Annotated in this window: 22 protein-coding genes; 10 read left to right on the forward strand and 12 right to left on the reverse strand. The window is 61.0% G+C overall.

Translation table 11 applies throughout. The annotated features are described in order from the left end of the window. Nucleotides 1–3: 3 nt before the first annotated feature. The 5 genes from ABAC402_RS24680 to ABAC402_RS24695 all read right to left on the reverse strand — a co-directional run bounded on the left by ABAC402_RS24680 (nucleotide 4) and on the right by ABAC402_RS24695 (nucleotide 6,134). Nucleotides 4–306 (reverse strand): AtpZ/AtpI family protein, encoded by a 303-nt coding sequence (locus ABAC402_RS24680; RefSeq protein WP_235079907.1) that lies wholly within the window; start codon nucleotides 304–306, stop codon nucleotides 4–6. Between the two features lie 238 nt (nucleotides 307–544). Beyond that, the gene (gene smc, locus ABAC402_RS24685; protein ID WP_023448338.1) at nucleotides 545–4,015 is read right to left on the reverse strand and encodes a chromosome segregation protein SMC; all 3,471 of its coding nucleotides are present in this window, start codon (nucleotides 4,013–4,015) and stop codon (nucleotides 545–547) included. Between the two features lie 96 nt (nucleotides 4,016–4,111). Continuing rightward, nucleotides 4,112–4,789, reverse strand: a complete 678-nt coding sequence (locus tag ABAC402_RS0119770) for a DsbA family protein (protein WP_023448339.1) — start codon at nucleotides 4,787–4,789, stop codon at nucleotides 4,112–4,114. 6 nt (nucleotides 4,790–4,795) lie between these two features. Continuing rightward, entirely contained in the window at nucleotides 4,796–5,428 is a 633-nt protein-coding gene (locus tag ABAC402_RS24690; RefSeq protein WP_031235195.1) for a DsbA family protein, read from the reverse strand. A gap of 121 nt (nucleotides 5,429–5,549) precedes the next feature. Beyond that, nucleotides 5,550–6,134: a DUF721 domain-containing protein gene (locus tag ABAC402_RS24695; protein ID WP_023448341.1), complete on the reverse strand. Its 585-nt coding sequence runs from the start codon at nucleotides 6,132–6,134 to the stop codon at nucleotides 5,550–5,552. A 2-nt stretch (nucleotides 6,135–6,136) separates the two neighbouring features. Between ABAC402_RS24695 and ABAC402_RS24700 the strand changes: the two genes are divergently transcribed. The 4 genes from ABAC402_RS24700 to ABAC402_RS39120 all read left to right on the forward strand — a co-directional run bounded on the left by ABAC402_RS24700 (nucleotide 6,137) and on the right by ABAC402_RS39120 (nucleotide 9,644). Beyond that, nucleotides 6,137–7,216 carry an A/G-specific adenine glycosylase gene (locus ABAC402_RS24700; RefSeq protein ID WP_023448342.1) on the forward strand — a complete coding sequence of 360 codons (1,080 nt, stop codon included), beginning with the start codon at nucleotides 6,137–6,139 and terminating at the stop codon, nucleotides 7,214–7,216. A gap of 60 nt (nucleotides 7,217–7,276) precedes the next feature. Beyond that, complete coding sequence (locus ABAC402_RS24705; protein WP_023448343.1) at nucleotides 7,277–7,690, forward strand: hypothetical protein; 414 nt, start codon at nucleotides 7,277–7,279, stop codon at nucleotides 7,688–7,690. 173 nt (nucleotides 7,691–7,863) lie between these two features. Then, a complete protein-coding gene (locus ABAC402_RS24710; protein ID WP_155847304.1) occupies nucleotides 7,864–8,205 on the forward strand; it encodes a hypothetical protein in 342 nt (113 codons plus the stop codon). Between the two features lie 467 nt (nucleotides 8,206–8,672). Beyond that, the gene (locus ABAC402_RS39120; protein WP_162148502.1) at nucleotides 8,673–9,644 is read left to right on the forward strand and encodes an RDD family protein; all 972 of its coding nucleotides are present in this window, start codon (nucleotides 8,673–8,675) and stop codon (nucleotides 9,642–9,644) included. A 7-nt stretch (nucleotides 9,645–9,651) separates the two neighbouring features. On the opposite strand, the gene ABAC402_RS24715 is transcribed toward ABAC402_RS39120, so the two are convergent. Beyond that, entirely contained in the window at nucleotides 9,652–10,776 is a 1,125-nt protein-coding gene (locus tag ABAC402_RS24715; protein ID WP_023448346.1) for a site-specific DNA-methyltransferase, read from the reverse strand. Between the two features lie 238 nt (nucleotides 10,777–11,014). On the opposite strand from ABAC402_RS24715, the gene ABAC402_RS24720 reads away from it, so the two are divergent. Then, nucleotides 11,015–11,566, forward strand: coding sequence for a hypothetical protein (locus tag ABAC402_RS24720; protein ID WP_023448347.1), 552 nt, complete (start codon nucleotides 11,015–11,017; stop codon nucleotides 11,564–11,566). A 135-nt stretch (nucleotides 11,567–11,701) separates the two neighbouring features. Here ABAC402_RS24720 and ABAC402_RS24725 read toward each other — a convergent pair whose 3' ends face one another. From ABAC402_RS24725 to ABAC402_RS24745, 5 genes are all read right to left on the reverse strand, one after another. After that, nucleotides 11,702–12,079 (reverse strand): VOC family protein, encoded by a 378-nt coding sequence (locus ABAC402_RS24725; RefSeq protein ID WP_023448348.1) that lies wholly within the window; start codon nucleotides 12,077–12,079, stop codon nucleotides 11,702–11,704. A 3-nt stretch (nucleotides 12,080–12,082) separates the two neighbouring features. Further along, nucleotides 12,083–12,697: a ribonuclease HII gene (locus tag ABAC402_RS24730; protein WP_023448349.1), complete on the reverse strand. Its 615-nt coding sequence runs from the start codon at nucleotides 12,695–12,697 to the stop codon at nucleotides 12,083–12,085. 32 nt (nucleotides 12,698–12,729) lie between these two features. Next, nucleotides 12,730–13,473: a DUF805 domain-containing protein gene (locus tag ABAC402_RS24735; RefSeq protein ID WP_023448350.1), complete on the reverse strand. Its 744-nt coding sequence runs from the start codon at nucleotides 13,471–13,473 to the stop codon at nucleotides 12,730–12,732. 70 nt (nucleotides 13,474–13,543) lie between these two features. Further along, entirely contained in the window at nucleotides 13,544–14,128 is a 585-nt protein-coding gene (locus ABAC402_RS24740) for a DNA-3-methyladenine glycosylase I (RefSeq protein WP_023448351.1), read from the reverse strand. Then, entirely contained in the window at nucleotides 14,125–14,964 is an 840-nt protein-coding gene (locus ABAC402_RS24745; protein WP_023448352.1) for a folate-binding protein YgfZ, read from the reverse strand. Before ABAC402_RS24745 ends, ABAC402_RS24740 begins: the two co-directional genes overlap by 4 nt. Nucleotides 14,965–15,027: 63 nt before the next feature. Between ABAC402_RS24745 and ABAC402_RS24750 the strand changes: the two genes are divergently transcribed. Both ABAC402_RS24750 and ABAC402_RS24755 read left to right on the forward strand, forming a co-directional pair. Further along, a complete protein-coding gene (locus ABAC402_RS24750) occupies nucleotides 15,028–16,239 on the forward strand; it encodes a glycosyltransferase family 9 protein (RefSeq protein WP_023448353.1) in 1,212 nt (403 codons plus the stop codon). Continuing rightward, nucleotides 16,223–17,551 carry a dihydroorotase gene (locus ABAC402_RS24755; protein ID WP_023448354.1) on the forward strand — a complete coding sequence of 443 codons (1,329 nt, stop codon included), beginning with the start codon at nucleotides 16,223–16,225 and terminating at the stop codon, nucleotides 17,549–17,551. Before ABAC402_RS24750 ends, ABAC402_RS24755 begins: the two co-directional genes overlap by 17 nt. A 258-nt stretch (nucleotides 17,552–17,809) precedes the next feature. Here ABAC402_RS24755 and ABAC402_RS24760 read toward each other — a convergent pair whose 3' ends face one another. Beyond that, nucleotides 17,810–19,231, reverse strand: a complete 1,422-nt coding sequence (locus ABAC402_RS24760) for a hypothetical protein (protein ID WP_023448355.1) — start codon at nucleotides 19,229–19,231, stop codon at nucleotides 17,810–17,812. 174 nt (nucleotides 19,232–19,405) lie between these two features. On the opposite strand from ABAC402_RS24760, the gene ABAC402_RS24765 reads away from it, so the two are divergent. The 3 genes from ABAC402_RS24765 (at nucleotide 19,406) to ABAC402_RS24775 (ending at nucleotide 22,198) form a co-directional block, all read left to right on the forward strand. Further along, nucleotides 19,406–20,155, forward strand: coding sequence for an enoyl-CoA hydratase (locus ABAC402_RS24765; protein WP_023448356.1), 750 nt, complete (start codon nucleotides 19,406–19,408; stop codon nucleotides 20,153–20,155). A 163-nt stretch (nucleotides 20,156–20,318) separates the two neighbouring features. After that, complete coding sequence (locus ABAC402_RS24770; RefSeq protein ID WP_023448357.1) at nucleotides 20,319–20,849, forward strand: GNAT family N-acetyltransferase; 531 nt, start codon at nucleotides 20,319–20,321, stop codon at nucleotides 20,847–20,849. A gap of 134 nt (nucleotides 20,850–20,983) precedes the next feature. Further along, on the forward strand, nucleotides 20,984–22,198 hold the full coding sequence (locus ABAC402_RS24775; protein WP_023448358.1) for a CCA tRNA nucleotidyltransferase: 1,215 nt from the start codon (nucleotides 20,984–20,986) through the stop codon (nucleotides 22,196–22,198). Nucleotides 22,199–22,255: the final 57 nt, after the last annotated feature.

The raw sequence follows: 22,255 nt of genomic DNA on the forward strand, positions 1-22,255 counted from the left end.
GCCTCAGGATTCAGCCTGGCCGCGTTTCACGATCAGATAGACCGCGACGACCATGCCCAATATTGCGCCGGCGATCATGCCCCAGGGCGTACTGCCCAAAAGGTAGGTATCGACCAGCCAGCCCAGTCCCAGACCGCCACCGATGCCGCCCATGAGTTCGCCAAGCGCCAGGTAGCCCTGGTTGGCGCCGACTTCCGCACCGTGGTCGACCGTCTTGCGCTGACGCGCTTCGGCCGCCTTGAGGCGGTCATCAAGGTCCTTCAGCTCGTCATCCGGCGAGGACCCATTGGGAGGTTCATCTGTCACGGTCAGCACCACACAGGCAGAGGCAGTCGAAAAAACCACCCCCGGCTTGAACGCGGCGGAACCTACTGAAAGCCCTCACAAAGGTCAAGCACGGGGGGCGACAAATCGCCAATGCCACTATTTTTGTGGTGCAACCCGGCTTGAAGACGAGGAATCTGTTACGATTTCTCTCAGTTTTGCAGGCAAATTTCGCTTATTCGGCTTCGCACATGCACAAATTTGCGCCCAAAACATAAAACTAAGCGACCTCTTCCGTCACCAAGGCTTCGGCCTGCGACAGATCGACGCTGACCAACTGCGACACGCCGCGTTCAGCCATGGTAACGCCGAAGAGCCGATCCATGCGCGACATGGTGACCGGATTGTGCGTTATGGCAATGAAGCGCGTCCGCGTGCGGGTGCGCATCTCGGCCAGCAGGCGGCAATAGCGGTCGACATTGGCGTCGTCGAGCGGGGCATCGACTTCGTCGAGCACGCAAACCGGCGCCGGATTGGCCAGAAAGACGCCGAAGATCAGGGCGGTGGCGGTCAAGGCCTGTTCGCCGCCCGACATCAGGCTCATGGTGCTGAGGCGCTTACCTGGCGGGCAGGCGAAGATTTCCAGCCCGGCTTCGAGGGGATCTTCCGATTCGACGAGGCGCAGTTCGGCCGAACCGCCGCCGAACAGGCTGACAAACAGGGTCTTGAAGTGCGCGTTGATGATTTCAAACGCCGCCAGCAGGCGTTCGCGGCCTTCGGCGTTCAGTTCGTCGATGCCGTCGCGCAACTTGGCGATGGCGGTGATCAGGTCGGCCCGTTCGCGGCCCAGGGTGTCCAACCGGCTTTCGTATTCGGCGGCCTCTTCCTCGGCGCGCAGGTTGACGGCGCCAAGGCCGTCGCGTTCACGCTCCAGGCCCGACAGTAGTGATTCGGCACCTGAAGCATCGGCCGGGGTGGCGATGGCTTCTTCCTTGAGTTTACGACCAAGGTCGTCGGGCGTGCCGCCGGTCTGATCGAGAATCACCGCCTCGAGGTCGGCAGCCTTGCCCTGGATGCCTTCGAGGCGAGCCTGAGCGCCGGCGCGTTCTTCGCGGGCGGAGGAGGCTTCCTGCTCGAGGGTGCGCAGGTTGATGTCGGCGTCGCGGCGGGCAGTTTCGCCGGCATTGAGGGCGTCGCGGGCAGCGGAAAGACGCTTCTGGGCCATGTCGAGTTGATCGACCAGGGCGATGCGGCGTGATTCGAACTGCTGCGGCGCCGCCTGGGCCTTTTCGAGATTAGCGCGCGTGGCTTCCTGGTCCTTTTCCAGCTTTATCAGGCGTGTGCCCGAATCCTGAGTCCGGCGGGTCCAGTCACCCAGTTCGCGGGTCAGGGTGCGTTCGCGGCTTTCGCGGGCGGCGCGGTTGCTCATCTCCTGGTCAAGTTCGGCGCGGGCGCGCATCACCGACTGGCGCTTGCCTTCGGCGATCTGGCGGGCGGCGTCCAATGTGGATTTCATCCGGCCTGTGTCGAGGGCCTCCGATTGCGAGGCGACAGCGAGCCGGTAGAGGTTCTCCATCTCGCCATGGTCGCCGGACAGGCGGGCCAGCGATGCCTCCAGACCTTCGAGACGGGCATCGTAATGGGTTTGGGCGCGCAGGCGCTCTTCCAGCGCCATCTGTTTGGAGCGGACGAGCCGTTCCAGGTCGGGCAGGCGGTTACGCGCCTGGCGCAGGATGTCCTCGTGTTTACGCTGGGCCTCGGCGGCCGTCGTCTGTGTGGCTTGGGCCTCGGCGAAGCGCGGCTTGAGCATGGCGATCTCGGCTTCGAGCTCATCGAGACGGCTGCGTTGGGCCAGGCGTACGGCGGCGGGCTTGGGGGCCTTGGCGCGGACGATCAGCCCGTCCCAGCGCCACAGGTCGCCCTCTTTCGACACCAGGCGGGCGCCGACGGGAAGCTGGCCGTGCAGGCGTTCAGCATCGGCCGCCGTGATGACCCCGACGGTCGACAGGCGCAGAGCCAGGGCTGCGGGGGCGCGGACGTGGTCGCGCAGGGGCGCCACGCCAAGCGACTTCAGGTCTATGTGGGCGGCGCGGCTTTCGAAATCCTCGCTCCAGAAGGCGAGGGCGTCTCCGCTCTTCTTAGACAGGGTGAGATTGAGGTCGTCGCCAAGCGCCGCAGCCAGGGCCAGTTCGTAACCCTTGTCGGGACGTACCTCGTCGAGCACGGGCTTATTGGCCTTTTGCCCCCCCTGCAGTATCTGCGACAGGCCGCGGGCTTCGGAAGTCATCCGGCCCAGTTGGTCTTCCAGTTCGCGCAAGGTTTTGCGTGCCTGGGCCTCGGCATTGACCAGGCCGACCCGGCCGGCTTCCAGCTCTTCGGCGTTTTTGCGGGCGGCATCGAGCTCGGTCTGGCCCTGGGCGGCCTCGGCCTTCAATCGGTCGACGGCGGTGTAGTCGAAGGTGCCGAGCGCATTGCGTTCGTTGTGTGCGGTCTGGAGCTGGGCGGCGATGCGGTCGAAGCGGGCCTTGGCTTCGGTCAGGCGGGCCGATTCCAGCCGCTGCCGCTCGACCTGAGCGGCCTGCTCGGCGGCCACGGCTTCGATGGCGGCGTCGCCCTGGCGGCGTTCGGCTTCGGCGGCATCGACAGCGGCGCGCAGCTCCGGTTCGCGCGACGGCGCCTCGGCGATCTCGGCCTGGACGCGGGCGAGGGAGGATTGCAGGCGTTCCAACTGGATCGAACCGTCTGACGACAGGTCCAGTTCGCGCTGGAAGTCACTTCGCAACCGGCCCAGTTCGTTTTTGAGCCGTTCGATTTCGGCGGCGGCTTGTTTTTCTTCGAGGTCGAGCCGTTCCTTCTCGACCGTCAGACGGTGATTGACCGTGGCGGCGATGGCCTCTTCTTCGCGCAGCGGCGCGATGGCCTCGTTGGCGTCCAGCGCCGTGGTTTGGGCGATGGTGGCCGCGCGGCCGGAGTCCTCGACCCGCTGGGACTGGGTCTGCATGTCGCTGACTGCGCCTTCCAGAAGGCTTCGGACCTCCAGCCATTTAGCATGCAGGATGGCCTTTTGCAGGGCGCGGATCTCGGCCGAAATCTTTTTGTACTTTTCGGCCTGACGGGCTTCGCGCTTCAAGCGCGACAAAGCGCTATCCAGTTCCCGGGCAATGTCGTCCAGGCGCGACAGATTGGATTCGGCGGCCGTTAGTCGTAGTTCGGCCTCGTGGCGGCGACTGTGCAGTCCGGAGACCCCGCCGGCCTCTTCCAGGACGCGGCGACGGTTCTGCGGTTTGGCTGCGATCAGTTCCGAAATCTGGCCCTGCCGGACGAGGGCAGGCGAGTTGGCGCCGGTCGAAGCATCGGCAAACAAAAGCTGGACGTCGCGGGCGCGGACCTCCTTGCCGTTGATTCGGTAGGACGAACCGGCGCCACGGTCGATGCGGCGGGCGACCTCCAGGATGGGCTGATCGGTGAAGGGCTGCGGCGCCAGGCGGTCGGAATTGTCGATGGTCAGGGTGACTTCGGCCCAGTTGCGCGACGTCCGCTTGTCCGAACCGGCAAAGATTACGTCGTCCATGCCGGCGCCGCGCATCGCCTTGGCCGAGGTCGCGCCCATCACCCATCTCAGGGCTTCCAACAGGTTGGACTTGCCGCAGCCGTTGGGGCCGACAATGCCCGTCAAGCCGGGGTCGATGCGAAACTCGGTTGCATCGACGAAGGACTTGAACCCGGAAAGCTTAATCTTTTGAAACTGCAAGGACGGGGCCCAAAAAAAGCGGAAATGGTACCCCCAAGGCGGGAAGTTTACCGATTCTTTACGGCTATACTAGGCTGGGCCCCGCAGAAAGCAAACCTACTTCGCTGCAGCAATGGCAGCGTCGAGATCGTGCATCTCGTGACCATCGATACGCCGGCCGTTGACGAAGAAGGTCGGAGTCGATGCGACGCCATCAGCTTCCGTGTGGGCATTCATATTGGCGAAAAAGGCCGAAAACCCCTTTTCGTCGGCGATGCACGCCTGCATGTCAGCCTGGGTCATGCCTGTTTTGGCCGTGACCTCGGCCATGACATGGCTGAGCAGATTGGTTTTGAAGTAGGTCGACTGTCCGGAAAAAAAGCTGTCCAGTACGGCGAAATAGGGTGCCGAACTGGTGGGATCCGGACTACGGGCGACAGCGCATCGACCGATCATGAAGGCTGTCATGGCGTATTCCTGCGGGCTGGTCAGCACTTCGCGGAAGATGTAGCGGACCTTGCCAGTCTTGACATACTTGGTTTCGAATTCCGGCCACACTTCCTCGTTCCAGTGGGCGCAGTGCGGGCAAGACGCGGAGGCATATTCGACAAGGGTAATCGGTGCCTTGGGGTCGCCCAGCGACATGTCGGGCAGAAGGTTCGGCTTGGCGGCAGGAATGACATGTGCCTGGACCGGTTTCGGCCTGGCCGGCGTCGCAGCTGCTGCGGGCAAAGCCAGGGCGGCTATGCCCAGCATGACGGCCGCCAACGCGTGTTTCAGATACAGGCCTGCCATCACCGTTTACTTCACGCCCAAATCAGCAAAAGCCTTTTCGAAATCGGCGACGGTCTTGCCTTCGAACTTCTTGCCGTTGATGAAGAAAGTGGGCGTCGACTCGATGTTGCTTTCCTTCATGTATTTGTCGATGTTGTTGCGCAGGCGCTCCTGACCTTTCTGATCGGTGATACAGGCATTGAACTGCGCTTCCGAAAGACCGACCTGTTTTGCAATGTTCAGCAGGACGGGTTTGGCATTAGCGGCGGTGCCATCGGCAAACATTTCCTTCTGAGACCGCATGACCGCGTCGATGACCTCGAAATACTTGTCCTTGCCGGCGCAACGGGCCAACAGCGTTCCGGCGGCTGAGACGTCGTTCGGCGGGGTCAGAAATTCGCGATAGACGTATTTGATCTTGCCGGTCTTGATGTACTTCTCTTCAAGCTGGGGCAAAACCTTTTCGTTGAAATCAGCGCAGTGGACGCAGGTCACAGAGGCATATTCGATCAAAGTTACCTTGGCATTATCGCCGCCCTTGCTCATGTCGTCGGCCGTAACCGCGTCGGGCGTCTTGCTGCAACCGGCGATGGCCAGAGCCGTGCCGGCGAGAAGGGCAATCGCCGTCAGGCGGCGGCTGGGGGTGAAATACATGTGCATAAGGAAGCCCCGTTTTGAGAATGCGGACCGGCCGCGACTTTATGTTGTGAGAACAGTGCGCCGCTCCCTTTGTCAACAGCATTTTAAAGCGACGGATTACGCTCAATTTATGGCACGCCCGTCAGGACCGCGTCAGCTTTTGCTTGCGCAGCACCGAGCGGCCCAACTTTAGCAGCGCCGTCCTGACTTTTTCGTCGCTGACGTCGCCCAGTTCCTGCTGCAGGGCGAGGTCTTCAGCGGCCGTCAGGGGTTGGGGTTTCGGCGGCGGAGGCGTACGTGGTTTGGTCGCCAGCGGTCCTTGAATAATGCGCAGGCGCTCGACCGACTTCCCGCCGAGGAACAGGTTGATGCGGTCGATCAGGGCACCCGACTGATGCTGGATCAAGGGGGCATAGGCGCCCTGGACGCGGATTTCGAGCGCGCCGCCATGGGGGCTTCCGGGGGGGCTTCCAGCAGCGCTTCCAGGGCGCCCCTTGATGACGCGGACCGGTTCGCACAGCCGGGCCAGCTTATCGCCAACGATTTCCTGCCACCGCCGTTGCAGCTTGTGGGCCGGGTCATCCAGGCCCTTGAAGCGCGCTTCAAGGCTTTTCAGGATGGGCTGAACCTGCTTCTGTACCGGCGGTGGCGCCTTGGGCGCACGCCGGGTACGGTTGGTGCGCAGGATTCGCAGGGAGTCTTCGATCGACGGCAGAGAGCGTTTCATAGATGGCAATTATAGAGAAGGATGCGGCCCTTGTCTCGCGTTTACGGGCCGAGCTCCTGGCCTGGTACGACAACCATGGCCGCGACCTGCCGTGGCGACACGGTGGGCGGGATCCGTACCGGGTGTGGCTGTCAGAGGTAATGTTACAGCAGACCACCACCGCCCATGCTGCGCCCTATTATGCCCGGTTCCTGGAGCTGTGGCCGACGGTCGCGGATTTGGCGGCGGCGGCGGACGGCGAGGTCATGGCACAATGGGCCGGGCTTGGTTACTATGCCCGGGCGCGGCGGCTACTCGAATGTGCGCGCACGGTCGAGCGTGACCACGCCGGGCGATTCCCGGACAGCGAGGCGGAATTGCTCAAACTGCCAGGATTCGGGCCCTATACGGCCGCGGCTGTGGCAGCGATCGCTTTCGACCGGCCGGCCAATGTCGTCGACGGCAATATCGAGCGGATCATGGCCCGGCTTTACGCCATCCCAACACCCCTGCCTGCGGGCCGCACTTTCGTTCGTGAAGCCGCAGTAAGATGGGTAAGGGATGAGCGAGCCGGCGACTGGCCCCAGGCGCTGATGGACCTGGCGAACCAGATTTGCCGCCCGAAATCACCTCTGTGCCTGTTGTGTCCCCTGAATGCGGCCTGCGACGCTTTTCGTGACGGCAAGGCGGAAAGCTATCCGGTAAAGGCCGCCAAGGTCACCAAGCCGCGCCGCTACGGTGTTGTGTTCGTCGTTACCGATGGTGTCTCGGTGATTGTCGAGCGGCGTGAAGCTAAGGGCCTGCTGGGCGGTATGCTGGGACTGCCGCATACGCAATGGCGCGCAGAGCCGTGGCAGATCGACGATGTAAAACCGATGTTTGACTTAGGCTATTCCGATGCCGGGCGCTATGAACATGTGTTTACGCATTTTGCATTGACCCAGCAGGTCTGGATCGCGCGGGTCGGGAGCAGCGCTTTTGCCGACTTCTTGCGTCACCACAATGGTTGGCAGGCCTTGCCGTTAGAGCACGTGAAGGCCCTGCCGACGGTGTTTACCAAAGCGCTGAAGTCCTTACTAAGTCTTGATCATACCCCTGCCTAAGTCGCATCGGTTTAAGGGCCTGAGATCGCTATTTTCGATGTAGTATTCAGGAGATGGATTATGAAGCGCGTGTGGATGGCGACGGCGGCAATTGCCGCAGCGGGTCTGGCCGGTTCCGCGGTTGCGACCGAGCCGGCATACTTTGGTGATATCCGCATCCTCCATCAGCCGGCACCCAGCGGCTATCAGCCGGAAGGTACGACCTTTGACCTGGAAGACGATGGCAAGTCTTTCGATATTGCCTGTACGATCGCGGCAAATGGAAGACTTTCGGCCTGCGAAGCCGGCGAGAACGAACTCTATGATGAGAAATTCATCGACATCGCATTGGCCAATGTCAGCCAATGGATTGTGGCGCCGCAAACCGTCGGGGGTCAGTCGACGGCCGGCCGTCCGCTCATCGTCACTGTCCGGTTCAATCGCAGTGACGGCAACGAGACAGCAGATGTGGTCGCCGTCGCCAGCACAAGATAATTGACAGGTACGTCAATTATAATTTGACGCATTAGTCAAAAAATGGAAGGTATCCGTCTTGTAACTCAGTGTGACTCGCGAGAGTGGCTATGATGCAATTGAAATTCAAAGCACTTTTTTCAGCAAGTGTTGGCGCCCTGTCCGCCTTGGCCTTGACCTGTCCGGCCATAGTTATGGCGCAAAGCCTGGTCGGGATCGACGATTTGGAGATCATCTACCAGCCTGAACCAGCGCACTATCAGCCGTCCGGCGATGATCTCGACTTGGCAGACCAGGGCAAATCGTTCGAGGTCACGTGCGTCATTTCCCCCTCCGGCCGTTTGAGCGATTGCGCGGCGGAGGACAACGACATGGTCGACCAGAATTTCGTCCGCGTTGCCGTGAAAAGCGTCAGCAAATGGGTGGTGGGTACGCAAACGCGCCGAGGTGAGAGTGCAGTCGGGCGTCTGTTGACGGTCACCTGCTGGTTCAGGCTGGAAGGATCTGAGGGCCGGACATCGGTAGCTGCGCGCTGAGTAGCATCCTGGGAATCGACAGTTGCTCATCAACCTGCTGTTCTCACTGGCCTTGCCGTTTTGGTTATCGCTCCGGTCGCAGTTGCGATCGCATCCCCGGGGTATCGTTATTTCGATCGACGACTTCGATCTCAGTGACCGCCCATTGACTAGCGGAGAGTCGCGCGAGCCCGCATCCGCAAGGTCATTGACGTCTTCGGCGCAAGGGTTGCGCCATGTGTTTACCGGACGCAATGTTCGAGGCGAAACGAAGACGCAAGTGCTCAAGGCTTGGTGCGGCAGGCGACCGTTGCCGGTGGCCGCTGCGACTAAGCACGCTAACCGGTGAGGAGGGCGCTCATGAAAAAGGCCAAACTGAACGCGCTGGTTCGTTAAGCCAATTCTACGCAGCTTAACGCCCGGCAGGCGGCCAACTTGCCAAGCGTTCAAAGTAAGGTACATTGCGCTCTGGCTTGGGGGCGATGATGATGACAGACAAACCAAAAACGTTTGCCGGATTTTGGCCGCGCGTCGGCGCGTGGTTCATTGATTCAGTTCTGCTCGGCGTCCTGGGCTACGTCATAGGCTGGGCGGCGATGGACTATGTCTCGCCATTGGGAGCGGACGGCCGATACATCGGACTGGTCATCGGCATCCTCTATCACGGCATTTTAGGCAGCGGCTTTGGTGGCGGCCAGACCGTTGGCAAGCGGCTGTTGGGCATCAAGGTTGTGGGGCTGAACGGCAAGCCGCTCAATCTGTTCGTTGCCTTCTGGCGCGCCCTCTTCCTGGTGGGGCCAGCCATGCTCAATGGCTGGAATTTTGATTTAACCGACCCGGTCGTGGTGCAAGTGCTGAGTGTCGTTGCCATCACGGCGGTCCTCGGTATCGGTCTGGCGCAGGTCTACCTGATCTTGTTCGGATGGCCGGCGCGGCGTCTCGTCCACGATCTCTTGTCCGGCTCAGTCGTCGTCTACGTCGAAACCCGCGAGGTCCCAGCGCCGAAAGGAGCTGTCCATGCCGGTGTTGCTTCTTTGCTGGTGCTGGCGTCGCTCGGCCTGGCGATCGCAGGGCCGTCGATGCTAAAGACGTGGTGGCCACAGGCCGAAGGGATGTTCGCCCCTGAACAGCGCGTTGCCGACGCGGTTGACAAGTTGCCCGAGGTCGGCGCGGTTTCCGTCGAAAAGAGTGAATTCACCCTTTATTCCGATGGCAAGCAGACGACGACCCATACCCTCATCGTCACTGCCAGGACCGGCAAATGGCCGGTCGACACCGATCCCCTGCTGGCAAAGATCGGGGCGGAGACGGTCAAGGTCTACAGGTTTGCGCCCGGCCAGAGGCTGACGGTCAAGATCGTCAATGGCTTTGATATCGGCATTGCCAGTTATACCAATGCGAGGAGCGTGCCATATGCGACGGATTGCGTCACGGCGGACGTGAAATGCCTGCAGAAATGATGGCGCGTTAGTTCATATCCCCGCGGATTCGTGCGCGCAGATCGTCGATCGGCTTGAGGCCGGCGTCGGTCTTGAACCGCCAGTAGGTCCAGCCATTGCAGGCTGGCGACTGCTCCATCATGGCGCCCATCTTGTGAATGGAACCGCTGAGGTCGCCGTAGACCAGCGAACCGTCAGCGCGGATCTTGGCGGTCTTGTCACCCTTGGGGGTATAAAGCATGTCGCCCGGTTGCAGCAGTCCGGCCTCGACCAGGGCGCCGAAAGGAATGCGCGGCTCCGACTTTTTGGAACCCACGACATTGAGGTTTTCGGCCGTGGTCGGGATGACCTTGGCGATACGCTCGCGGGCATGGCGGGCATAGGTCTCGTCGCGCTCGATGCCGATGAAGTGACGGCCCAGTCGCTTGGCGGCAGCACCCGTGGTGCCGGTACCGAAGAAGGGGTCGAGCACCACTTGGCCGGGCTTTGAGCAGGCCAGCAGGACACGGTACAGCAGGGATTCCGGTTTCTGGGTTGGATGGGCCTTGTTGCCGTTCTCGTCCTTCAGGCGCTCTTCGCCGGTGCACAGCGAGATGAGCCAGTCAGAGCGCATCTGCGTGTCTTCATTAAAGGCCTTCAAGGCGTCGTAATTGAAGGTATAGCGCTTTTGACCCTTGGCCTTGGTCGCCCAGATCAGGGTTTCGTGGGCGTTGGTGAAGCGCGTGCCTTTGAAGTTGGGCATGGGGTTGGCCTTGCGCCAGATGACGTCGTTCATGACCCAGAAGCCCAGGTCCTGCATGGCGACGCCGAGGCGGAAGATGTTGTGATACGAGCCGATAACCCACATGGCGCCGTCGTCCTTTAAAACGCGGCGGCATTCGCGCATCCATTCGCGCGTGAACTTGTCATAGACTTCAAAGCTGGCGAACTGATCCCACTCATCGTCGACGGCGTCGACTTTGGAATTGTCTGGACGCAGGAGGTCGCCGCCGAGCTGGAGGTTATAGGGCGGGTCGGCGAAGACCAGGTCGACGCTGGCGGCGGGGAGGGATTTCAGAACCTCGATGCATTCGCCGATGTGGATGGTGTCGAGCTTGAGCGGGGCGGCCAGGGACTTTGCAGGGGCAACCGGGACAGTTTTGAGCTTCGGCATGGGATCACTTTCGGCAAATCCGTCGGCCTTTTGCCGAACGGGAGGTAAGGTCTTGATTCAAAGACAAGAATCCTTTTGCGTTAAAAATACCTTAAGGCTTGACTCCAGGGGAATCAGGTAGCGAAAAATTCTTGTGGCTGAGTCTTTTCGGACTCACTTTTGGATTCGATTTGTTCTCATTTCCGTATTGCAGACCGTTCTCGGGCGTGGAATTGTGCCCCATCCTGGGAGAAGCGATATGAAGACGAAGATGTGGTGTATCGCGGCCGGTGCTGGGTTGGTACTGGCCGGATGTACGAATGAAAAGCCGGCGGAGGTGGCTTCGGCCAGCGAGGTGGCGGAAATGTCAGCCCCGGCCGGCGATATCATCACCGACATGACGGCTGCTGACCTGCCGCCCGGGGTCACGGCGACGGTGCTGAAGGCCATTCCCGGCATGACGATTTCCGCGGCCAAGCGCAAGGAGCGCGATGGCCGGGTCTACTATGATGTCGAAGGCAAGCGGCCGGATGGTTCGGACGTCGAACTCGATCTGCTACAGGACGGCGCGGCATTCAAGGTCGTCGAGATCCAGCGCGATATTGCCTGGGCGGATGCGCCGGCCGATGTGCGCGCGGCGGCGAAGGCGTCCGCGAAGACCGTGACGCCGGTGCGGGTGATCGAGAGTAAGGAAAGCGACGGCAGCGTGATCTACGAGCTGTTCGCCGACGGCAAGCCGGCCAAGCCTTCGCTGGAAATCCGTGTCAAGGACGGCAAGCCTGAAGTTCTCACTGAGGAATGGCCACACTGAAGTCTCCGCCGTGCGCTCCGATCTTCGCGTCTTTGCGTCTTCGCGTGAAATTTCTTAAGTAATTGGGGATACCTCAGCCGGGGAAAAAGGCTCACGCGAAGACGCGAAGACGCGAAAAGAAGTAGGAGCTCAAATTTAACCGGTTGACTGTCCGAAAACGATCAAATTGCCATCAGGCGCCAGGATCATCAGTTCGCGCTGGCCGTAGGGCTGGTCCTTTGGGCCGAAGACATCGCCTTGCGGTAGGGTGTCCAGCTTGGGTTTCAGTTCGGCGTGCAAGGCATCGACGTCCTCGACATCGATATAGTAGGCGAAGCGGCGATTGCCCGGAGGCGCGCCGTCATCGCCCTTGTTCTGCAACAGACGGACGCCGGCGGTCTCGCGCCAGACATAGGCATAGTCGGTATGGGGCAGAGGATAGCGCTGAAACCCCAGGATATCGACGAAGAAGGCGACCGCTTGCTCCAGATCCGGCACGTGAATGAACGGCGTAATGCGGATGAAGTTGCCCATGACCTATTCCGCAACATCCAGCGGCAGCGACAATTGCCGCAAGGTCGCCCACGATTTGCGGTGGACTGGTGAGGGGCCATGGACCCGCAACGCTTCGAGATGGGTTTGGGCCTGATAGCCCTTATGACGCTTGAAGCCATACTGCGGATAAACGGCGTCCAGTTCGATCATGATGCGGTCGCGTGCCGTCTTGGCCAGGATCGAGGCCGCGGCAATCGACAGCGACAGGGCATCGCCACCGACCACGGCGGTTGCCGGAACAGTCAGTTGCTTGGGACAGCGATTACCGTCAATCAGGGCGTGGTTAGCGCAGGGATCAAGCGCCAGGACGGCACGGCTCATGCCCTCCATGGTGGCGGCCAGGATGTTCATGCTGTCGATGTCGTCCGTTGACATGGTAATGACGGACCAGGCTATAGCGGCGTCCTTGATCAGGGGCTCCAGCTGGAAACGGCGCGCCTCCGTCAAGGCCTTGGAATCGTCGATGCCATCGGGCGTGCGGGAAGGGTCCAAAATGACGGCAGCGACGCAGAGCGGTCCGGCGCAGGGGCCGCGGCCAGCCTCATCGACGCCGCAGACCAGGCCGGCAAACTGCTGTTCATGGGAAAAATCCGCCATGAACCGCCTCTACCTGATTTGCTGAATCGCGGCTACCGCCTTTTGCCGAAGGTCGGGCGAATGGCGCCGGGCGCCAGCGGGTTGCCCGTCGGGGCAGGTGGATAGCGCGGCTGTGATGCGGGGGAAGGTGCCGCCTCCCGCACCGATGGTACGCCGCGTGCCGGGCCGAAGTCGAAAACCGGCTTGTGCGGTTCGGCATGGGCCGCCCGGGCATCGGTTTCCTCGGGGGCATCGAAAACGCGGGCGATATCCGCTGCGCCGCCTTTCGGATCGTCACCAAAACGGTTGGGACCCTCCGTACCGGGAAGTACGTGGAAGATGAAGATGACCAGCGAAGCCACACAGGTCGGCAGGATGACCCAGAGGAAAAGGGTACCAAGGAAGGCTCCGGCCTCCGCCAATTGGCTGCGCCATTCGTAATCGGAGGACTGGGAGACGCCCTCGAGCATCTGGATATAGGCCGCGCCCTGGACACCGATGAACATCATCAGGGTGATAAGCAGCGTCGCAGTCGGCAATATGATCCACCAGCCGGTCCGGTTGGTATCATGCAGGCGCCGGACGGCGACCGCCAGGTTGGGAATGGCCAGCCCCAGCACCAGCAGGATCTTGAGTATGCCAATCATGCTCTTGCCGCCGCCACTGGCGGCCATACTCATGATGTCGAGCACGAAGAACAGGATGAAATTGGCCAGCCAGAACTGCCAGTATTCGGCACGCCGGGCGCGGCCCTGGAAATCGAAATACTTACGCAGCGGTTCGAACATCAGTCGCATTAAAGCGCCTCCTGGCTGTGACGCGACGGAAGGTAGCTGACGACCGTCAAATTTCGGCAAAAGAAAAGGGTTAAAGTCCGTTCATTATCTTGCTTACATCTGCATGCCGGAAACAGGTCACCGTGTGGTCGTTGACCATGCCGACGGCCTGCATAAAGGCATAGACAATGACCGGGCCGCAAAACTTGTAGCCATGTGATTTCAGCAGCTTGGCCAACTCGCGCGACGTGTCGGTCTGCGCCGGGATCTGACCATGTTCGAAATGGTTGATCCGCGGCCTGTGATCCTGGATGGCCCAGATCAGGTCCCTGAAGTCGGTGCCTTTTTCGCGCAGGTCGAGCGTGATGCGGGCACTGTCAATGGTCGCCAGGATCTTGGCGCGCGAACGGATAATGCCAGCGTCATTCATCAGCCGTTCGATATCGTTGTCGTCGAATCGCGCGACCCTGTCGGGATCGAAGCCGGCAAAGGCCGCACGCAGGGCGTCGCGCTTGCGCAGGATGGTGATCCACGACAGCCCCGCCTGGAAGCCGTCCAGCACCAACTTTTCCCAAAGGGCACGCGAGTCGAACTCAGGCACGCCCCATTCTTCGTCGTGATAGGCGCAGTAAAGCACGTCGTCCTTCGGCCAGCGGCAGCGGATCAGTCCGGTCATGCGGCCTCGCCGGAGAGGTGAGGGGCGACCCAGGCGGGAATGACGAGGTCGATGGGGCACTGGCTACACAACAACGCACCTTCCATTCGATCCAGGCGCATGAGCGCCAAACCCCAGCCTAGGCCACAGGCGAGGACATTGCCGGCGCGTTTGCCATCATTGAGAATTTCGGCGTCACGGTCGGGCGGGTGATGTCCAAAGCGGAACGGCAATATGCGGTTCTTGATCTGTCCGCGCCGTTTCATCCGCGAGGTCAGTTCCTGACCGACATAGCAGCCCTTCTTGAAGTCGATTCCGTTCAAAAGATCGAGATTGGCATCGATGGCATACAACTCATCTTTTTCGAAATCATAGCCGGCCTCGGCCAGACCATGGCGGTAGCGAAAGGCGGCCCAGTCGGAAGCCTCAGCGTCGGCAATGTTGGCCCCGCAGGCCCACGCAACAGCGGTCCCGATAATGTCGCTTCGCGGGTCGGCGACGAAACCGTCCGGCGAGGGACCATCGAAGGCCACGAATACAGGCTGGTCCAGAGCTTCGATCCTGACCTTGGCGCGCAACCTGTACATGTTCAGTTTCGCCAGCAATTCCTCGCGCGCAGAGTCAGGAACATCCAGCCAGATCTCGTCAGCAGAGCGCGTCAGCAACAGGCAGTCGGCGTACATCTTGCCCTGTGGCCGCAAAAAAGCCCCGTATACGGCCTTATCAACCGAGGTTTGGCCATCGGAACGAATCAGGTCGTCGATACGGGCCGTGCATAGGCCTTTCAGGAAAGGTGCCCAATCGGGACCGGTAATGCGGATCAGGGCGCGGTGCGGGAGATGAGCGATGCAGGTCATGAGCAGTTCGTCTATTGCGGGACGCGGACTTGATATAGGCGTAAATCGGACTAGGTAGATAGCATGAAATCAAGCTTCCCGATTCTGCTGCTGGCGCTGTGCGAACCGGCGCGCGCGATCGCGCTGGGCGGCGTAATTCCCCGCCTGAAGCAGGAGATCCCGCACGCCCGGATTACCCTGGTCACGACGACCCTGTCCGCGGAGCTGTTCCAGGACGAAACCGCCATCGACGAACTCCTGGCGTTTGATGGTGCCATCTTCAAACTGAAATCCCTGGGCGCACTGGCCGAGCTGAGCCGACGACCGTGGGGGCTGCTGGTTGATGTCGGCCCGAGCATGGTGTCGCGGATGATCCGCTCCAAGACCCGCTTCGTCGTCAATCCCAACGAGGCCGCCGGCCCCCTGCGTCAAATCTGCCAGGCCCTGGCGCTGCAGGACGTGGATGTCGTGCCGCGCCTGGCGGTGTCGGACTCCCGCATCGGCAAGGCGCAAGCCTTGCTCGATAGCGGTCGACTGACCGCCCCCTTCCTGGTCATGGCGCCGGGTGCAACCTGGATGGGACGGCGATGGCCCACCGAGCGTTTCGCTGTGCTGGCGACGCGATTGATGCGTGAAGACGGTCCCTTCGCCAATCACAACCTGCTCATCGTCGGCGCCGAGGCCGACCGCGATACCGCCGTGGCGCTTTCGATGGCAACGCCGCGCGTTCAGGTCATGGAAATGGCCGGAAAACTCGATCTGCTGACAACCTGTGCCGTGCTGAAAAAGGCTGCTGCCTTTGTTGGCAATGACGAGATATGGCTGCGGCTGGCGGCGGCGGCGGGTATCGCGACCTTCGGGCTCTACGGTCCATCCGATGAAGCCGATGCGCCGCCGGGTCCCAACATGCATGCTATTCGCGGTCCGCGCAGCCTGGCTGAGATTCGTGCCGGTGATCCAAAGCTGAAACAATCGGCCTGCCACATGCTGGATCTGACGATCGACAGCGTCTTTGACGCCGTTGACACATTGACAGCCCGGCCCAAACCGGAACCCGGCATCATTGAAGACAAGGACGAAGCACCTGTTGTTCTCGACGACGATCCGGTTACACCTGTCCCGACAACACCCCTGGCGCAGACCGGTATGTCCCCCGTCAGGTCCGACCATGACAACGATTCCATTAAGGAACCGGGCGTCTCCGATACCGTGATGGAAGATGTGCCGGTGACCAGGCGGGCCAGGACGTCGAAAACCGAAGCGGCGAGGGAGCCTGCACATGCCGAAAAACTTTGACCTGATCATCCGCAACGCCGACATCATCAATCATGCCGGCAGGGGCAAGGGCGATATCGGCATTGTCGATGGCCGTTTCGCCGAGTTCGGCGATCTGAGCCGCGCTTCCGCGGCTGATGTCTTTGACGCTACCGGCCTGCTGGCCATGCCCGGCGTGATCGACACCCAGGTTCACTTTCGCGAGCCCGGCCTGGAATGGAAGGAAGACCTCGAGACGGGATCTCAAGCCGCCGTCATGGGCGGGGTGGTGGCGGTATTCGAAATGCCGAACACCAACCCGACGACGACGACGCACGACGCCGTCTTCGACAAGCTGAAGCGCGCCCATCACCGAATGCACTGCGATCACGCTTTTTATGTTGGCGGGTCGCACGAAAACATCAGCCATCTGGCTGACCTCGAACGCCTGCCGGGCTGTTGTGGTGTCAAGGTGTTCATGGGCGCATCGACGGGCACCCTGTTGATCGCCGACGACGCCGGCGTTGCGGCCGTTCTGGGTGCCGTACGTCGCCGCGCGACATTCCATTCCGAAGACGAGTACCGGCTGGCCGAGCGCCGGTCTTTGGCGCGCGAAGGCGACTGGACCAGCCATGATTTTGTCCGCGACCCACAGTCGGCGCTGCAATCGACCCATCGCCTTGTCCGCCTGGCGCGAGAAGCTGGCAAGCGCATCCACGTCCTGCATGTGACGACGCGCGAGGAGATCGAGTTCCTCGCCGGTCACAAAGATATCGCTACCGTCGAGATCACGCCGCAGCACCTGACGCTGGAAGCGCCGGAGGCCTATGAACGGCTGAAGGGGCTGGCCCAGATGAACCCGCCAATCCGCGACCGCTATCACGTCGATGGCCTGTGGCGCGGTATTGCCAGTGGTGTCGCCGACGTAGTGGGGTCGGACCACGCCCCCCATACTTTGGAGGAAAAAGCCAAGCCCTATCCGCAATCGCCTTCGGGCATGCCCGGTGTACAGACCCTGCTGCCGGTGATGCTGAACCACGTCGCGCAAGGGAAACTGTCGCTGGAACGCCTGGTCGACCTGACCTCCGCCGGCGCCCAACGTGTGTTTGGCGTCGCCAACAAGGGCCGCATGGCAGAAGGTTATGACGGCGATATCACCCTGGTCGATCTGAAGGCCAGGCGCGTTTTGCGACACGCCGACATGCGCACACGCAGTGGCTGGACTCCGTTCGACGGGATGGAGGTGACGGGCTGGCCCAAGGCGACGATTGTTCGCGGCAAGGTGGTCATGCGCGACGACGAGATTGTCTGCCCGTCGCAGGGCGAAGCGTGCCGGTTTATGGAAACGCTATAGTCGGTAACGCCCTGCGCTCTTGAGGAGGGGGAGTTAAAAAAAGCCCGTGAGGTTCAACCTCACGGGCTATTTTTTTCAATCGTCGTCGGCCGGCTTATACCAAGCCTCATAAAGAATGACGCTTGGTATTCGCTTTTCTCCAGCTCAAACGCCGGGCTAGGCGCCCCCCATGGCTCCTCTCAAAAGCTCGGGCGCCCCAGAAACGTACACTGGCGCGCTTGCCGACCCTCGATGAGCCAATGTCATCGAGGATTGGTATTAGTCTCCTAGCGAGCTGTAGGTGCCGTTGCCGGGAATCTCGCACACCGAATCGAGCTTCTGAGCCTTGGCAACGGTGCAGGGGATCGCTTCGAGAAGGGTCTGACGGTCTGGCGCGACCACGACGATGTAGCCGCGCTTGTTGACGCACGCCAGCTCGGCCAGGACAGCCTGCTCGGTGGAGCTGGATTCACCGATGTAGCGCACCTCCTTGACATCGCAGGCCTTGTCCGGCTTGGCGACCTTGATCAGCTTATCCAATTGCTTCATCAGTTTGTCGGGTGTGACAATGGTGCACATTTTGCGGGCGGCCTGGTCAAGGAAGCAGTCATAGACGCGTGTTTGACTGTCGCTGCCCGGTTGCGGCACGAAGCCGATCAGACCGAAGGGCTGTTCGGGGCAGGTAAACTCGACATAATCGCGCTTGGTCGATTCCTGGGTGCCGATGATGTTGTAGTCCTTGACGGTGCAGGCCTGGCCTGCGGCCTTCAGGACGCCAGTCATGTAGGCGTTGGCATCGGCTGCCGCGACACCTGCGTCGGTGAACTTGCAGCCGCCCAGGCTCATGGCCGAGGCGCACGGAACAATGCGGTTGTAGCTGGTGTCGAGATTGGCGAGGGCAATAAAGCCCGGCGGCGTCGCGCAGCCAAACTCATAATAATAGCCATTATTGTCTTTGGTGACACCAACAAATCGGACATCGGTGACCTGACAGTTGGGGTTGGCCTTGGCAGCCAGCGGCTTCATCGATTCGATCAGTTGCGCTTTGGTCGTGAAAGTACACGCTGAGGGCGTGCCGTCGAGCAACAGGCAACTCTTGTACTCTGTCCCGGCGGTTTGGCCGAGCTGGGCATAGTCGATGATACCGCCTGCGCCCGCAGCGCAGCCGAATTCGTAGCGGTCGATCAACGGAGGTTCCTTGGTCGATCCGATCACGCGTATCATGGTAACTTCGCAACTCGGAACGAACGTCTTAACAATCGGGGAGATCCACTTATGCACGGGCAAATTTTCCGGCAGGGCGCAGGAAATTGAGTCAGGCTGAATGTCCTTGATCTTGACCAGGTAGTTGCAGCTGAAGGCTTCCTTGGTTTCCGTCGGCGTGATCGCTGTCACGACAAAGCCCGGCCCGGCCTTGCAGGCCAGTTCATAAATGGTAGCCTTAACCTTGGCGCCGTCCTTGTCGGTCTCAGTCGGGCCGACCACGCGGGCATTCACCGGTTCGCAGTTCACCTTGGTGCTGGCCACGATCTGAGGCGCCACATCCATAGCACTGGGGGCCTGGGCCTTCGCCGCCGCCTTGCGGTCTGCCGGCTTTACTTCATCGTCGGGCGTCTGAGCGTAGGACGTCGTGGCGCCAAAGCCGGCTGCCAGGAGCAGGCCCGCGGCCATCAGGGCGCCGGTAAACTTGGAAAGATTCATGGGCGAGGGTCTCCGCTGCCTGTACAGGTCCAGCCGCGCTTCTCACCGCGGTTGGATACCGCCTCTTATCTACAGGATATGTCTATAGCAAGGCAAGTCCCACCGGCAGGTCACGGTTGCACTCCGTTCCGACTTACGTTAACGTTCACGTAAACTAAAAAGCGGAGGCGTGAAGTGGACATTGTTACAACGCAGGCTGATGGGGTTTTGACCTTGAGGCTTAATCGTCCGGCCAAGAAAAATGCTCTGACGCGCGCCATGTACACCGACCTGACCGGGGCCCTGACGGCGGCGAGTGGTGACGATGCCGTACGCGCGGCCGTCATTCTGGGCGAGGGCGACGATTTTTGCGCCGGCAATGACATTCTCGACTTCGCCCAGGGCCTGGCTGAGATGCAAAGTGAGACCATCGACTCCGCACCCGTCTTCCAGTTTCTCAAGGCGCTGACCTATTTTTCCAAACCGCTCATTGCCGGAGTCCAGGGCCAGGCCGTTGGGGTCGGTGTGACCCTCCTGCTGCACTGTGACATGGTGGTGGCCGGCGATAATGCCCGTCTGCGGCTGCCTTTTCTGCAACTGGGCCTGGTGCCGGAGGCGGGATCCACCCTGCTCCTGCCGCAGCGCATTGGTCATGCCCGGGCGTTCGAGTGGTTGTCACAAGGCCAGCCAGTGACGGCTGCGCAGGCGCACGACTGGGGCTTGGCCAACCGGGTCGTGGCGCCCGATGCCGTTGAGGCAACGGCCATGGACCTGGCGCGGTCGCTGTTGCGGCTTTCGCCGGCGGCGGTGCAGCAGACCAAAGGTTTTTTGCGCGACCCCGACGCCCTGTGGCAGGTGATCCAGGCCGAAGGTCAGGTCTTCCGCCAGCTACTGACCAGTCCAGAAGCCATGAAGGCGTTCCAGGCCTTCCTCAACAAGTCATGAAACCGATTATACGCCAAGGGAAACAATCGCTTAACTGGTGCGCTTTGTCACATTCGGACGCACAAGTTGCTCGCCTTTTGCCGTTTATTGATTTGACCTGAACCCGTATCCGACATATTCCCGCAAATGCTGCTGGGGATGACCATCGACATCGGGGGCGCATTTGGCTCTGGATACACTCGCTTTGGACTATGTGATTGGCCTCGAAACGCCGCAAACTGCGCGTCGTGTTGTCGAGCTGACAGACCGTGTCTTTGGTCCCGGGCGCCATTCAAAGACCGCAGAACGCCTGCGTGAAGGCTCCGAGCCGGTCCATGACCTGTGCTTTGCCGCCACAACGGGTTCCCTGGGTCATGAACGGCTGCTGGGTTCTGTGCGCCTGTGGCCGATCTTCATCTACAATGAAGAAACCAATGTCCGCGAGCCGCTGGTTTTTCTCGGACCTATCGTTGTTGAACCGTCCCACCGGGGACTGGGGATTGGTAAGAGCCTGGTGCGCCTGTCCGTTAACGCGGCCTTCAACAAAGGCCTTCGCGCCGTGCTCCTCGTTGGATCGCAGTCCTATTTCAAGCCATTCGGTTTCGAACTGGCCGAAGGTATTGAAATGCCGGGTCCTGTCGACGCCAAGCGCGTGCTTATTCGCTATCGCGACGATCACTTGAAATTAATGGGTCGGGTCGTCAAGGTCGTCTAGAGCGGGATGAGTTTTGATGGAATCAAACCTCCGCCCTACACTTTTTTGTCGCGCAATTTTTCCGAAAACGGGGACGCCTGGGCGGTGGCGTCAACTTTATCGCATTGCGCTCCGACTTTGCTAAAGACGCGGGCATGATGCGCATAGATCTTACCGAAAGCATGAAAGCGCCTGGCATCCGGACCGTCTTTGCCGCCCTGGAAGCCCTTGGCGGGAAGGGTTGTGTCCGATTTGTCGGCGGTTGCGTGCGCAATGCCCTGCTGGGTGTCCCTGGCAGCGATCTCGACCTGTCGACGCAACTGGCGCCCGATGAGACTGAAGCTGCCCTGTCGGCGGTAGCCATTCGGCACGTCCCGACCGGGAAGGATTATGGCACCATCACTGCGGTGATCAATGGCGAGTCCTATGAGATCACCTCACTGCGTCAGGATGTCGAGACCGACGGCCGCCGGGCTGTGGTCAAATACACCACCGACTGGGTCAAAGACGCAGAGCGCCGCGATTTCTACGTCAATTCCCTCTATGCCGATATCGAAGGCGAGGTCTATGACCCGACCGGGCTGGGACTTCATGACATCGCCGAGCGTCGCGTTCGCTTTATCGGCGAAGCGGAGGTCCGCATCCGCGAGGACTACTTGCGCATTCTCCGCTTTTTCCGTTTTACCGCCGGCTATGCCCGAGAGGTCGATCCGGTTTCGCTGGAAGCCTGTATCGCGCTCCAGTCGGGGATCGACGGCCTGTCGGGCGAGCGCATCTTCAGCGAGACGATGAAGACACTGGCCCTGCCGTCACCTCTGATGGCTTTCGAAGCCATGCAGGCTGGCGGCATACTGGGGCGGATCCTGCCGGGTTGGCGCGTTACCGGCGAGCGCTTGCCTGAACTGGCGGCCATGATCGGTTTAAGCGACGATCCGGAACGGCGTTTCATGGCACTGACCGACAGCGGCCATGGTCTGGCGGGCGATGACATTCGCGCGTTTCAGGCACGTTTAAAATTCTCCCAGGCGATCTGCGAACGGCTGATCGCCGCCGGCGAGGTGGTGTCTCGGCTCGAAGACGCCCGGGCGGGCGATGTTGCGCGGCTGATTTATCATTACGGCCGCAGCGCGGTCGAGGACGCCGTACTGCTGGTTGCGGCTTACGATGGCGGCCATCCGGAAACTTTGTTGCGGTTGATAGGAGAACTTGATGTGCCGCGGTTTCCGCTCAAGGGCGCCGACTTGATCGCCCGTGGTCTGACGCCGGGACCGGCCGTCGGTCAGAAGCTGAAACAGATCGAAGCCGAATGGCTGGCCGCGGACTTTTCGCAGACCGTCATCGATTCTGCTCTGGCGGCGGTTCATGAATAATCTGCGACGGCCTTTCGCCGGGCAGTTCGCTGTGTTACGCGTCAATCCAAGCTGCCG

Source organism: Asticcacaulis sp. AC402 (assembly GCF_000495835.1).
GTDB lineage: Bacteria > Pseudomonadota > Alphaproteobacteria > Caulobacterales > Caulobacteraceae > Asticcacaulis.